Source organism: Sphingobium nicotianae (assembly GCF_018603885.1).
GTDB classification, from domain to species: domain Bacteria; phylum Pseudomonadota; class Alphaproteobacteria; order Sphingomonadales; family Sphingomonadaceae; genus Sphingobium; species Sphingobium nicotianae.
In genome coordinates this window covers 322,989-336,115 of record NZ_JAHGAW010000005.1, presented here as the reverse complement: position 1 = coordinate 336,115, position 13,127 = coordinate 322,989, and the positions used below count along the sequence as shown (strand labels likewise).

Here is a 13,127-nt window from a genome sequence, read left to right as displayed (position 1 = left end):
AGGCCGGCCGCGTGCTCCTTCAAGATCCCGATGATCTGCTCTTCACTGAACCTCGATCGCTTCACTGCCTGTCCTCCTCTTCAAGGAACAGGCTAACCTCAATCCGAGGACATTTCAGGGGAGCAGGTCACCCCGGCAGTCCGGTGACCTCGCAGACAACCATTGGCCAGCGGTGGAGGAGATACCAATGTCGAAATCAATTAGACAACAATCTGGACTGTCAGCTTATTGACGCAGATCATACAAAGCGGTCGTCCAATCAAAACTAGGCAGCGACCTGTTTCGCCGTCCCGCCCGTTCATCCCTTTCGCTTTAAACTGCGCTCAATCAGCCTAGGAAAACGCTGAGCACTACAAGAGCAATGAACGCCCATCCTAAGCGCTGTGGGCCGCGTCGGAAGCGGGCCTGAAGCCCCGGCTGGCCGACTGACCAGTATTGCCTGTCACTGCCGTCCTGTTTCCTTAGGCGCCAAATGCCAGCCCATGGGCGCGTCGTATCGAACTCAACTCCCGCGAACATTGCAACCATACAGCCGGACATGCCCAGAATTCCGATGCAGAACAGTGCGATCGAAAGCCGTGCTTGAGTCATGCTCCCCACTCCCTTGCTGCCACAGCCTTGTTGGATAGAAGGCTCGGGGCCGCAGCTATCAGACCTTTGACGGGTCATGCTCCCTCGTTGTCGCTGGCGTGCCGGCCCAGCCGAATGCGGTGTGAATGTCATGGAAGAGCTGGATCGCTTGGCTCGACTGGTCGATGAGCTGCTCGCGGTGATATTGCAGATCGATGAGGCGGAAGGTGCGGATGATATAGGCGCCCTCGTCATCCGCCTCCGCAGCAGCAACGCGATCGAATTTTCGGAAGATGAAGCCAGCATCGCCTTCCGGCGTATGATGAAACTCGCAAAAGCCGTGAGCCAGCGGGTTCCGGATCTCGTGGTTCCCTTCGAACGCATCGAGCAACGCGATAAATTCGCCAGCGAACTGCTTCATCGGTCCGTCTAAGGCCAAGATCGAACGCACCCTGCCCACCCGCGTCATGGCGCTGTGGCTCACAGTCTTCGTGTATTCCGCATACTCCGGAAACACCCGGCAGCGCATGATCAGATCGCCCAGCAGATATTCGATCTGGGCGTAGGAATTCGAGATCCAGCCCCGATGATGGGTGCCTTGCTCGATGATGGCTTTGATTTTCGTTTCGTCCAACGCCTTGGTCCTAATGCCGTCGCAAAGCCTCGCTGCAATTGTTCAAATTCAAGGGAAATCAAAGGACTGCTGCTCAGATCTCAAGATCGGAAAGTTTCAGCAGGACGTGATCGCGGCTCAGCATTTCGCCGGCGTCGATCTTTCGCTCGGCGGCTGCTTTGGCGGCCTTTTGCCATCCCAGCGGCATGACGTAATGTTGCTCAGGCAGTTGGAGCTGAATGACGATCTCATCCCCATTATCTCGCCAAGCAGTGGCTTCTTGAAGCGCGCCATCCGGCCGAAGAAATTGGCGCTTCCAAGGGTTATCCCTCATGAGCAGAGTGGTTGGCATCTTTCCTCCTAGTTCCGCCAGGCCTGACCAAGCTCCTCGTCGAACCAGCGCTCTGCATCTTCCATAGCGCCTATCGTCGACCTGAAGTCGAAATAATGCCCGTATCCTTCTGACCGCGCCCACGAGACGAACTCGTCAAAGTCTGGCATGTCCCGTTGCCCCTTCACGACGCCAGCCGCTCTCGCCCACTTCGTGGCCATGTAGCGGATAGCTTTCTCTGCCTCGCTCTTGGTCATTTGCTCTCGTCATTCTCGGACCGCAGCAGGTCGGTGAATCTCGACGTCCGTCTGATCCGGCCGAATAACCCAGTTACAGGACCGGCCCTTGTTCCCAACTGCTTGAAGTCCTCAGCGGTGCGCTTGTCCACGAACAACTCTGCAACATATGGCGCTAACGCAGCCAAGCTGCCGTCGACCACATCGCTCCCAGAGCTGCGGATTCTTTCCTGGCCGAACTTTGCCAATGCCCGCTGAGTTTGCCAGCTAGGTAGCATGCGCATGTCGATCGTCGCCTTGAGTTGTGCGAACGGCACGCCAATGTTGTCGGCGACGATCTCCAGTCTTTGACGAAACACACCGAGTTCGTTCAGCTCTGAAAGAACGATGTCATCCCTAATTTCAGTCACGTCGATCCCCTGAGCCGTTAGAGCGATTTCCAGTAGGCGCCTCACAGTGAGCCCCTCCGGAACCGCCAACTTCAACACGTCCGCCATGAAATCGCCGGCCATGGCGGCGGGGTCAGAAATTTCGCGGTCACCCCGATTCTGAATGTGGTCGGAAATTTGACCTCGGAGCTGCGCGAACATTATCGCCTGCTCATTGAGTGATCTGATTGACCCCTTCGAAATTTCCCCGACTGTCCTGCTTTCGTCAAAGAGGGGAATTCTTTTAGTTGCCGCGATGAGCTTAGCATTGTCTCTTCGCTCGATGAATTCGGTCCGCAATACGTCCCAGACCCATGCTTCTGAACCAATAGCCTGCACTCCCGGTCCGGTTTTAATCAGCCTCGTCCGAGCACTATCGCGGATTTGCTCAAGCGATCGTGCGCCCTCTAGGACTGCAGCAACTTCGGAGCTCAGAACGTCAACCACCGAGCCAGGATGAGCACCGTCGGGCGAGAATTTCGGATAAGCAACAAGCGGAAGGGCTTGAATGTAGGCAATGCGCCTCCTCGCCCAATGCTCATCTTCGATCGCCAGCAACTCTTCTAGATGATGCCACGACAGCAGCGGAATGCGCCCAGCAGAAATCATGGCGGTATACAGACCGATCGCCGCGGCATGATCGGGCGAAGTGGATGACAGCGCTGCATCTATCCATTTAGCCCAGTGGGAAGTGTCAGGGACTATGACACGGACCGAAAAAATGGACATTGCTCCCCCCCCTCCCCGTCACGGATCCTAGCGCCAAGCTCTCAGCACTGCTAGCCTTCGGCGTTGATCAGCCAGGAGGGGAAAATGGCGAACGACAACAATGAGAACGAAAACGCGGTGGAAGCAAGGGTACCGCGAAAGAAACTCCTCAAAACAGGCGTCATGGCCCTAGCCATACTTGTGAGCGTAGTTTGTCTTATCGGCTGAAATGCATCTATAACATGGCCGGTCATGCAAGCCCTGCGGCCATCTTAGTTCGCGCTCTCAACTCATGGCAAAATACTGTTTTGCCATGATTTCGGCTGAATGCTGTCAAATGTCGGCTATGCCGTGTTTTGCGGTCGAAGAATTATCTGCAAGTTAGTTTCTATCCAGATTATTGATGGATAACAGAAGCTGCTGATGGTATCGATGCTAAGTCTGGCAACGGCGTGGACATGATTTAAATATACAGTCCATGTCATTTTGGGGAGAACGCCATGAAATATTTTACTGTATTGCTGTCGCTTATTTCGACTGCAACATTCGCTCAGGGCACGCACACAGTTACAGGGTATACGAGGGCGGACGGAACGTACGTAGCGCCACACGTTCAAACGAACCCCAACGCGACGAAGCTCGACAACTGGTCGACGCGCGGCAATGTAAATCCGATCACCGGTCAGGCCGGGACCGTCGACCCATATAAACCGACAACCAAAAATCCCGATGGTTCGCCTTACAATTCGGGAATTGGCGGCACGTCTACCGACAAAAAACACTAGGACTTCGGATTGAAGCGTCGCTGCAGTCGCCACCGAGCAGCAGCCGATTGAATCGCGAAAGTCACGACCGGTCCCGGGAATGAAAACCGCTTGACGCCTCAGCGGGGATTGTCGTTTGAGGAGCGCAGGTCACCCGGGATCGGCCCCAACAAGAGGGGACAAGATGAAGTGGTTTTTGGCAGCCTTGGCGCTAGTGGCGGCGAGTACGCCATCGGCCTCCGAGGCACGGCAACATCTGCAAGTTCAAACTGACTGCGGATCTGGGACTTATGTCGCCAAGAGCGGCCATCGGGTCTGCCGCCCTGTGCGAGCTGCCCGCACGCCAGCGGGGGCAAGCGCGCAATGTCGGGATGGCACGTGGAGCTTTAGCGAGAGCAGGCGCGGCACCTGTTCGCACCACGGCGGCGTCGCCCGCTGGCTCTAATGCTGCCACTCATCACGCTGGGCAGCACCAGTCCAATCATTGCGTACCACTAAAGCCGCACTGCTTTTGCTCCATCGCGATCTGTTTGGTGATGCGGCTGGCGTTCTGACCATAGGCCTCAGTCACCGATCCATGATTGACAGTCTTACCGCGGAGCGGACTGACCCCCTCGCAAAGATGGAACACATGCGGCGTCGACGAGGTCTTGGCACCGTTTTCTGGGGCAATCCAGTACACTACATCTAGGCCGGCCGGGTTTGTTGCGCTCTTCGTTGCGTCCGCCACCGTCTTGGAGTCCCTGACGATGTCTTTTGCTTGTTCGGCAACTTCCGGTGAACAAGCCGTGGTGGCCTCATTGGCTTTGATCTGAGCTGCGCACTTGTTCATGTCCTGCGTGTATTGCTCGACCGATGGCGGGTTGAAGCTAATCCCAAACAGCGTGGCGATGGCGGCCAGTGCGATGCCAATGCCACCGGCAATCTTCTTGTTCTTGGGGTCCGTGTCCTTGTCCATGAAGATCAGGACAATCAGTGGAAGGAAGGCGATCAGTGTGACGATCGCACCAAGCTGATTCTGGATGAAGAACTTGAATGGTTCGGCCTTGCTGGCCGGATCATGCTTGTTGGCGGCCTTCCACATCAAGCTGCCAGCAATCGCAAAAATCGCGACACCGACCAGCATGCCGATCAACAGCGCAAGGTTTCCATGGTCGAACGTGTGCCTGTAGAGCAGGATGATCCCGGCGATTTCGCCACCGATGGCCACAATCCAAGCGAGCGCGGCATAAATTCGGAGGCGCTTGGCGGCCGACTGTTGACCCTGCGTTGCTTGCCACGCTTTGGTCACGTCGACATCTGCAAGCGGCTTATCATCGGACATAGTTGAACCCCCTATAGGCATCTGCACGGCGGCGGCGTCACCACGCCCAATTGCCTCGCGCAGTTTCTTCGCGGGACCGTGAATGTCTAACAGACTAACCGACGTGGATGGTCGAAACCAGCAATAATCTGTCATCGGCCTCGCTTGAAAAGCGCCTGTTCCGTTGATGAGCGAAGCGGCCTCGCAACATTGCTAACATTCGATACGCCACAGCGCCGCGTTCAGCGATCGCGGTCGATGCGATCATAGTCCGCTTGAATGTCCTTTGGCGGATCTTCAAAACTTTCCCAGGGAAGCTCTCTTTTGCTCACCAGCGACCACCGCTCGAGCCAGTCGATGCCATCGCTCCCGATATAGTGGTCGCGCGTACGATAAGCAGGATCTCTCATTGCTTCCGCCAAGGTGACCCCACGCAGTCGATGGCGCTTGAGCAGCGCCGCGAAGTCATCGATGCAATCGGCGTCGAGACGGGTAGCATGAAGCAACATGACGTATGAAATGTCGCGCCGAAACAGCGCACGGGCGGCCTTCTGATACCAGTTGATCATCCGATCTGTATATTGTAGGTATTGCTGCTTGATCCGTTGCTGGCGACGCAGATCGCCCTGTGCAACAGCATCATCATAAGGTTCAGAAAACTCCCAATCGTCGGCGTTCATCGTCACGGGGGCAATGCGATAATGATGTTGGATCAGCCACCGCTCAATGGCGTGTTTGACGGCCGCCGTATTGCCAGTTTCAAGGTAGGGAAACCGATACCACGCGAGAGTTTTATGGAACTCTGCCAGTAAGGCACGGGTCACAGGTTCGCCGCGCGCGATATCCTCGACATATGCATTTGCGCCAAGGCTATTTGGCGATTCATGTGAGAAACTGTGATTACCCAGATCCAAGCCTGCTTCGAGCCAGCTTCTCAAAACGGCGATCTGTGCCTCCCGATTAAGCTCATCTAGCTTGCCTTCCACGACGAAACCAGTGGCGGGGAGATGATGACGCTTCAGGCCGCTTAAGAGCCGTGAAGTCAGATCGTTCACATAAGATTGGTCAGTGGACAGCGTAAGTGCTGGCAGGTCGTCGAATGTGAGAGCGATCTTGCCGCTACCGGCATGCGCGGCGCTTCCTCCGGCCGCAACAGACATCATGACGAGCCCCATCAATTTGGAACGCAATTTTTGGAGCGATACACCCTTCTCAGAACGGGCTGAAATTATGCGAATGGGTGCGATGGATATGCTTTTGAGCCTTGTCATCTGCCGAAAGCGCTAACGAAAATCGCCGGTCGCGACCAGAAGGATTGTGCGCGTCAACCGGGCTGAATCGCTAATGCGTTGGCACCTCGAAATTGCGATGTGCCATTGGATGGGGCTCTTTATCGCCAGTTGGATAACGCACTCGGTGTTCGAATGATCCGCAGAGGCGATCGCAGCTTGCAACCCGTCCCTGTAACCCTGTAGTTATATCGATGATGACCTCGGCTGCGATCGCAGCAGCAGGAGGAAGGAAGTCTGTTTGATTGCAAATGACGACTTGCCTGCAGAACGCGACGATTCCCGTCAGGGAACGATAAACGAGCTGCGGATGAAGGTCGCAGAACTAGAACAGGTCGTCGTCGCCACCAATGATGCAGCCTGTGGCCTGAGCGGTATCCTGTTCAGGGTTGCGGTCGACTCTGGCCTCATCAGCAGAGAGGCGCTTTCCGATGCGATCGAGGCACGGGCGGGCAGCATCGGAAGTGATGATCACAATCCAATCCTGCTCGCCTTCGCGCGCGCAATCCGGATGAATTTCCCAGGCGGCCGATTTGAAGTCATCGAAGGCGGGCAATCACAAAAGAGCGACGGTGACTGAGAAAAAAAAAGACACCATCTACTTCTTCACTCAAACAGTAGGCAGGAGAGACAAGATGCTTCGACTCATGAAATGGATACCGGCAATCATTGGCGCCGGCCTGATGTTTACCGCGCCGGCTCAGGCCCGGAATTACGACTGCTCTAAGGCAGGCAATGCTAACAAGGCGGCCTGCAAGACAACGTCCCCCGCCCCTGCCAAAGCGGCCCCAGCCAAGGCTGCTGCGGCGGCGCCCGCCGCGACCGCCAAACCCGTGGCGACCCGCAATTACGATTGCTCGAAAGCCGGGAACGCCAACAAAGCAGCTTGCAAAACGGCCGCAGCGGTAGTGCCGTCGCCCGCCGCGAAGTCGGCTGGCACGCGCAACTATGATTGCTCCAAAGCGGGCAATGCAAACAAAGCCGCCTGCAAGGGCGTTGCGTCCGCCCCGGCGCCTGCGGCGTCGAAGCCAGCTGCGCCTCGCCCGGCTGCCACGTCCAAGCGGGCGGTGGCGGTAGGCCCTGCTGGCGCAACGGCCCAATGCAACGATGGAACCTACAGTCAAGCGGCCACGCACGCGGGCGCTTGTTCGCATCATGGCGGTGTGAAAACCTGGTACAAGTGATCAAATTCGGCGGCGTCGCGATCGCGTGACGCCGCCATCAGCTTCGGCGAAATGGGGACAGATATGGGAATGCTCGACGAATTGATGGCCCAGGCCGGTGGAAACATTGATCTCGCTGCGATCGGCGCAAAAGTCGGGCTAACGCCTGAACAGGTCCAGCAGGCTGCCGGCCACCTGCTTCCTCAAATTGCCGACCCAAATATCGACAATCAGACGGCGATCGACGATGTGGCGACCAAGACGGGATTATCCGCGTCTTCGCTTTCCGAGTTGGTGCCTGCTTTGGTTCAGGCTGCAGGTCAAAGTAGCGCATCAGGCGCAGGCGGCGTGTTAGGATCGCTGCTTTCGGGCTTGGGGGGTGCCGGGCTCCAGCAGGGCGGGATGATCGGCACGGTCTCCAAAATGCTTGATCGCGATGGCGACGGTAATCCTATCAATGACATTCTGGGCATGTTCGGTAAAAAGTAGCGCACGTAGGGTCCCAATAGCGGCTTGTGCGGCAATCCGTGAGACTTGCTTGGGTCGGATCCATCGGATTTTCAGAGTCTATCACGACAAAGCTTCGTGATCGTCGCGATCGAAGCGGATATAGCTCCAGTCATGAAATCATGGGACTTCATGGCTGGTCTTTCCGTCGCCGGCCTGATGCTGCCCGAGGCAATCGGATACGCCGGGATCGCGGGGCTTCCGGCACAGCATGCCATTTTGGCGGCCTGCGCTGGCGCATGTGCCTACACTATTCTCGGCCGCAGCCGTTTCGCCATCGTCGCCCCGACATCGTCGTCGGCCGCAATCCTGGCTGCAACGCTCGCCACCTTGCCTCTCGGCGCAACAGGTCGCGCCATGGCGGCTGCACTTGTCGTGGCGTTGGTCGGAATCATCTTCGGCGTCATGGCCCTCGCGCGTCTCGGTGGTCTTGCGAGTTTCATATCGCGCCCGGTGTTGCGTGGCTTCGCACTGGGCCTGGCCATAACGATCATCATCAAGCAGTTACCGGTGGTCATCGGGTTGCCGCTCCATGCCGGCAATATCGGCGAACTCCTCGCAGCAATTTTCGTGAGCTTCCGACAATGGCACTGGATGAGTGTGCTGACCGCACTCATCGCTCTCGCCTTCCTCTTCGGTCTTCGACGCTTTCCCTCGATGCCGGGGGTATTGCTGGTGCTGGCAGGCAGCATCGTCGGCTCAAGCATTTTTGACCTTCGAGGGCACGGCGTGGCGAGCGTGGGCATGATCGACCTCATGCCGCAGTGGGATCACATCCAGTGGCCCTCATCCAGAGAATTGCTCCTTCTTCCACAATTGGCGCTGCCAATCGTCCTCATTCTGTTTGCCGAAAGCTGGGGAACGATGCGAACCTTGGCATTGCGGCATGGCGATCTCATAAATCCCAACAGGGAGCTAGGCGCGCTGGGCCTGTCTAACCTTGCATCTGCATTTGTCATGGGAATGCCAGTGGGTGCGGGCTTCTCGGCCGGCTCCGCCGCCGAAGCTGCGGGAGCAAGCTCACGATGGACAGGGCTGATTGCCGCCGCGGGCCTCGGCGCCCTCATTCTCGTGGCGATGCCGCTAGTCGCCGGTCTCCCCGAGCCAGTGCTCGCGGCAATCGTAATAGCAGCCCTCGTTCATGCTCTCGACCCCGCGCCCTTCGAGCGATTGTGGAAGGTGCGTCGCGATCTCGGCGTCGCCGTTGGCGCCGCGGCAGGCGTTCTGATCCTCGGCGTGCTCGATGGCATGCTGTTCGCCATCGCTTTGTCTTTGGCAGTGTTGATCCGCCGCTTGGCCGCGCCTCATCTGAGCGAGCTTGGCCGGCTCGGTACGAGCCGTGACTACGTCGATATCGCCTATCATCCCGACGCCGTACTACCAGCCGATATGGCCATCTACCGCCCGGCCGAGCCGCTCTTTTTTGCCAATGCCGAACGCGTGCTCGGCCGCATTGCCGCGATGCAAGCGGCGCAGCCGGACCGCGAGCGCATGGTGCTCAGTCTCGAGCAGAGCTTTGACCTCGACAGCACGGCGCTCGACGCCCTCGCAGAGTTCTCACAACTCATGCAGCAACGGCACGTCGTCCTAAAGCTCGCAAGGGTTCGCGATCATATCCGCGCCTTGATGCGCCAAGCCGAGATGCCGGATTTGCTCGCTCGAAGCAGCTATAGCGTTGATGATGCCGTTCAGTCTTTCGCGTTGAGGCAGGAGTGATGAACATGCGGGAAGATCGCCTAGAACCTCGTCTTCAATCCGTTGCCCTCAATGATCTGCGTCCGACGCAGATCACGGTCGGCTTCCTCGAGGTCGCGCGCAAACGCCATGAGTGGAGCATTCGCGAACGCGATGAACGGCCTGGCTTCCTGGGACGTCATATGATCCCGGTCGTGGTTGGCCCAAAGGGCCGCCGATGGATCATCGATCATCACCATCTCGCGCTCGCCCTTCATGAGGAGGGTGTCGAGCATGTTCTGGTAAGTGAAATTGCGCACCTCGATCATCTGACGCCCGCCGCGTTTCTGACGTTCATGGACAATCGAAACTGGCTTCACCCGTTCAATGACGAAGGTCATCGTCAGAATTACGACGTCATTCCGCGCACGATCGGAAAGCTTGTCGACGATCCGTATCGTTCACTTGCTGGCGCGCTGCGCCGCGCGGGAGGCTACGCCAAGGTCGAAACGCCTTATTCAGAATTCCTCTGGGCTGATTTCCTTCGCGGAAGGATCAAACGAGCGAAGCTGAAGGAGCGTTTCGACGACTGTGTGATCAAGGCGCTCGCAATTGCCAATTCGCAGGAAGCTCGGCATTTACCGGGCTGGGCAGGGATCACGAACGACTAAACTTTTCTAATCTCGATGAGCTGAACGAATAACCACTTCCCACCCGTATCGACATTTGGCGACCGACCGAATGAACGACCGCTTTCGCGACACGCGCATCGCAGTCGGCATAGCAGAGATCAGGGGAGAATCCTGTCACTAAGGCGAGCGAGAATGTTGCTCGTGACTTTTTCGCCATACGGCTGCGCCCTAACTAAGTCTGGCGCTTCACGAAATCCACGAAAGCGCGCAGCGGGGCGGGAAGATAATGACGACCCGCATAATAGAGAAACGGACCTGTAAAGGCTGGGCACCAGTCCTCCAGCACGGGTTCGAGGACGCCGCTGTCCAGTTCGGCGCGCATCCAGTCTTCGAACATGGCCAGAAGCCCGAGCCCGCCGACCGCCGCCTGGATCAGCAGATCTGACGCGCTGCCTGGCTGACTGATCAGCGGACCATCTGGATCGATGCGGACGATCTCGCCATCCTTTTCGAACTCCCATGTTGCCAATCCGCCGCCGGCGAACCGGCCGCACAGGCAACGGTGCCGGAGGAGGTCGCGCGGATGCCCCGGCCGGCCATGCTCGGCGAAATAGCCGGGCGTGCCGACGACCAGGATGCGCTGCGTCCGTGGACCAATCGGCAGCGCGATCATGTCCTGCTCGAGGCGTTCGTCATAGCGGATACCTGCGTCATAGCCGCCGCCGACCATATCGATGAAGCTGTCTTCAGCGGTCACCTCGATCCTGATCTCGGGATATTCCTTCAGGAATGACACGATGATCGGCGCGAGGACAGTGCGCGCGACATTGGCGGGCACATTGAGGCGCAGCGTGCCCGCGGGGCGGTCGCGGAAATTGTTCACGGTATCGACCGCGCGACTGACCTCGCCCAGCGCGGGGCGGAGGCTTTCATAAAATTTTTGGCCGGCTTCGGTCGGGGTGACACTCCGCGTCGTACGGTTGAGCAGGCGAACACCCAGCCGAGTCTCCAGTCGTCTCATCGCTTCGCTAAGCCCCGACGCAGATACACCCGAGGCACGCGCCGCGTCACGAAAGCCGCCCGCCTCAACGATGGCGACGAAAGTGGCGAGGTCGTCGAGCTGCCCGATCATTGTCCGAATTATCGCACAGGCCATGCGGAATCGCACGGCTTATCGCTCAGTAATCGAAGGTGCATATGGGATTATCACCAAGGAGACCCGCGATGATCACCAAGACGTTTTCCTTTGCCGGCCGCAGCATCAACCGCATGGGCTACGGCGCCATGCAGCTTGCCGGCCCCGGCGTCTTCGGCCCCCCAAAAGATCATGACGCCGCGATCGCTGTGCTGCGCGAGGCAATGGCGAACGGGGTCAATCATATCGACACAAGCGACTTCTATGGCCCGCACGTCACCAACCGGATCATCCGCGAGGCGCTTCACCCCTATCCCGGCGACCTCGTCATCGTGACCAAGGTTGGCGCGGTGCGCGGCGACGACGCGTCGTGGAACCCGGCGCTGTCACCCGACGAACTGCGTCGCGGCGTTGAGGACAATCTGGCCAACCTCGGACTGGATGCCATGGAGGTCGTCAATCTGCGCGTCATGGTGCCGGGCACACATGACGTCGGCACCCCGGCGAGCGGATCGATCGCGAAAATGTTCGAACCGCTTGCCGAATTGCAGCAGCGCGGCCTGATCCGGCATCTCGGGCTCAGCAACGTCACTTCGGCGCAGGTCGCGGAGGCCCAAACGATCGCGCCGGTAGTGTGCGTGCAGAACCAGTATAACATAGCCCTGCGCCGCGATGACGCGCTGGTCGACGAGTTGGCTTTGGCGGGCATCGCCTATGTGCCTTTTTTTCCGCTCGGTGGGTTCAATCCAATCCAGCTGGACGGGCTCGCCGCAATCGCGAATGAGGCCGGCGTGACGCCGATGCAACTGGCGCTCGCCTGGCTGCTCCACCGCGCGCCCAATATCCTGCTGATCCCAGGCACGTCTTCCGTCGAACATCTGCGGCAGAACCTGGCGGCCGCAACCTTGTCCCTCGACGATGAAATGCTCCACGGGCTGAACGCGATCAGTCAGTCAGGGCATTGAGCGCGGGTCGAACAATCTGGTCGTCCCGGCGACTTGCCGAGGTGCTAGGTTTCGGCTGAACAGATGGCAGGTTTTAAGCTGCTTCGCTAACCACTCAAATGACCGCTAAGAAGGCGATAGCTGGCTGTCAAACAGGATCTCCAAACCTGCCAGCTAGTCCATTCTTTCCATGAAAGTGAGACTGCTTCCTTCCCTGAAACCAAGTTTTCGATACAGGGCAGCAGCGTCACGGGTCAGGAGTGTGACCCGCCGAACATCGGTCAGATCTGGATGAAGGAGCATCCAGCCAGTGAACCGCTCACCTATGCCTTTGCCGCGCATACGGCCTGCAACCACCACATCGGTCAGATAGGCGAAAGTCGAGCGATCAGTCACAATTCGCCCGAAAGCGACGAGCGCGCCATCTTGCAAAAGTCCGAAAGTGAGAGAATTGGCAACGGCCAGAGCCAGCGTCTCAAGTGTCAGGCTCGTGGCCCAATGGGTTGTTTTCAACAATTCTAGCGCCGCGCCCAACTCTATTCGCGTACGATCGGTGGTTGCATCAAAATTCCCAAGGCGCGTGCTGATCGGGATGTCTTTCAACCTGCCCTCCTTCAAACTTTCCGTGGATTGTCACGACTTGCCGTGGATCTACTTGAATAAAATCAATGCGGTCCTACATATTTGATATGACTAGCTTGTTGCTCCATTTGAACGGTTTGCTCCAATACGGAGCCTAGGCCGGGCGCGGCTACGGCCCCGCGCCCGGCGAGAGCGTCTTTAATCAGGCGCGCCTCACTTTGGCGGAGCATGCGCATCGCGCTTGGCCG

16 protein-coding genes are annotated in these 13,127 nt (G+C 58.0%); 8 read left to right on the top strand and 8 right to left on the bottom strand.

From position 1 onward, the window contains the following. Positions 1-649: 649 nt before the first annotated feature. From KK488_RS09715 to KK488_RS09700, 4 genes are all read right to left on the bottom strand, one after another. The gene (locus tag KK488_RS09715; protein ID WP_214622950.1) at positions 650-1,204 is read right to left on the bottom strand and encodes a hypothetical protein; all 555 of its coding nucleotides are present in this window, start codon (positions 1,202-1,204) and stop codon (positions 650-652) included. A 73-nt stretch (positions 1,205-1,277) separates the two neighbouring features. After that, on the bottom strand, positions 1,278-1,535 hold the full coding sequence (locus KK488_RS09710; protein WP_214622949.1) for a hypothetical protein: 258 nt from the start codon (positions 1,533-1,535) through the stop codon (positions 1,278-1,280). An 8-nt stretch (positions 1,536-1,543) separates the two neighbouring features. Further along, the gene (locus KK488_RS09705; RefSeq protein WP_214622948.1) at positions 1,544-1,771 is read right to left on the bottom strand and encodes a hypothetical protein; all 228 of its coding nucleotides are present in this window, start codon (positions 1,769-1,771) and stop codon (positions 1,544-1,546) included. Beyond that, positions 1,768-2,907 carry a hypothetical protein gene (locus KK488_RS09700; RefSeq protein WP_214622947.1) on the bottom strand — a complete coding sequence of 380 codons (1,140 nt, stop codon included), beginning with the start codon at positions 2,905-2,907 and terminating at the stop codon, positions 1,768-1,770. The genes KK488_RS09705 and KK488_RS09700 overlap by 4 nt, the downstream gene beginning before the upstream one ends. 479 nt (positions 2,908-3,386) lie before the next feature. Here KK488_RS09700 and KK488_RS09695 point away from each other — a divergent pair, with 479 nt between their 5' ends. Next, the gene (locus KK488_RS09695) at positions 3,387-3,671 is read left to right on the top strand and encodes a hypothetical protein (protein WP_214622946.1); all 285 of its coding nucleotides are present in this window, start codon (positions 3,387-3,389) and stop codon (positions 3,669-3,671) included. A 163-nt stretch (positions 3,672-3,834) separates the two neighbouring features. Continuing rightward, positions 3,835-4,095: a DUF3761 domain-containing protein gene (locus tag KK488_RS21800; RefSeq protein ID WP_214622945.1), complete on the top strand. Its 261-nt coding sequence runs from the start codon at positions 3,835-3,837 to the stop codon at positions 4,093-4,095. Between the two features lie 36 nt (positions 4,096-4,131). Here KK488_RS21800 and KK488_RS09685 read toward each other — a convergent pair whose 3' ends face one another. Both KK488_RS09685 and KK488_RS09680 read right to left on the bottom strand, forming a co-directional pair. Then, positions 4,132-4,974 (bottom strand): hypothetical protein, encoded by an 843-nt coding sequence (locus tag KK488_RS09685; RefSeq protein ID WP_214622944.1) that lies wholly within the window; start codon positions 4,972-4,974, stop codon positions 4,132-4,134. A 221-nt stretch (positions 4,975-5,195) separates the two neighbouring features. Next, the gene (locus KK488_RS09680; RefSeq protein ID WP_250890220.1) at positions 5,196-6,224 is read right to left on the bottom strand and encodes a polysaccharide deacetylase family protein; all 1,029 of its coding nucleotides are present in this window, start codon (positions 6,222-6,224) and stop codon (positions 5,196-5,198) included. Positions 6,225-6,483: 259 nt separating this feature from the next. Between KK488_RS09680 and KK488_RS09675 the strand changes: the two genes are divergently transcribed. The 5 genes from KK488_RS09675 (at position 6,484) to KK488_RS09655 (ending at position 10,257) form a co-directional block, all read left to right on the top strand. Next, on the top strand, positions 6,484-6,822 hold the full coding sequence (locus KK488_RS09675) for a hypothetical protein (protein WP_214622943.1): 339 nt from the start codon (positions 6,484-6,486) through the stop codon (positions 6,820-6,822). Further along, positions 6,776-7,426 carry a DUF3761 domain-containing protein gene (locus tag KK488_RS09670; protein WP_214622942.1) on the top strand — a complete coding sequence of 217 codons (651 nt, stop codon included), beginning with the start codon at positions 6,776-6,778 and terminating at the stop codon, positions 7,424-7,426. The genes KK488_RS09675 and KK488_RS09670 overlap by 47 nt, the downstream gene beginning before the upstream one ends. A 69-nt stretch (positions 7,427-7,495) precedes the next feature. Continuing rightward, positions 7,496-7,894, top strand: coding sequence for a hypothetical protein (locus tag KK488_RS09665; protein WP_214622941.1), 399 nt, complete (start codon positions 7,496-7,498; stop codon positions 7,892-7,894). 96 nt (positions 7,895-7,990) lie between these two features. Further along, entirely contained in the window at positions 7,991-9,628 is a 1,638-nt protein-coding gene (locus KK488_RS09660; RefSeq protein ID WP_349356869.1) for a SulP family inorganic anion transporter, read from the top strand. A gap of 5 nt (positions 9,629-9,633) precedes the next feature. Beyond that, on the top strand, positions 9,634-10,257 hold the full coding sequence (locus KK488_RS09655; protein ID WP_214622940.1) for a ParB-like protein: 624 nt from the start codon (positions 9,634-9,636) through the stop codon (positions 10,255-10,257). 193 nt (positions 10,258-10,450) lie between these two features. Here KK488_RS09655 and KK488_RS09650 read toward each other — a convergent pair whose 3' ends face one another. After that, complete coding sequence (locus tag KK488_RS09650; protein ID WP_214622939.1) at positions 10,451-11,350, bottom strand: LysR family transcriptional regulator; 900 nt, start codon at positions 11,348-11,350, stop codon at positions 10,451-10,453. 92 nt (positions 11,351-11,442) lie between these two features. Here KK488_RS09650 and KK488_RS09645 point away from each other — a divergent pair, with 92 nt between their 5' ends. After that, entirely contained in the window at positions 11,443-12,318 is an 876-nt protein-coding gene (locus tag KK488_RS09645) for an aldo/keto reductase family oxidoreductase (protein ID WP_214622938.1), read from the top strand. A 153-nt stretch (positions 12,319-12,471) separates the two neighbouring features. Here the strand turns inward: KK488_RS09645 and KK488_RS09640 are convergent, their stop codons facing one another. After that, positions 12,472-12,900 (bottom strand): GNAT family N-acetyltransferase, encoded by a 429-nt coding sequence (locus KK488_RS09640; RefSeq protein ID WP_214622937.1) that lies wholly within the window; start codon positions 12,898-12,900, stop codon positions 12,472-12,474. Positions 12,901-13,127 lie beyond the last annotated feature (227 nt).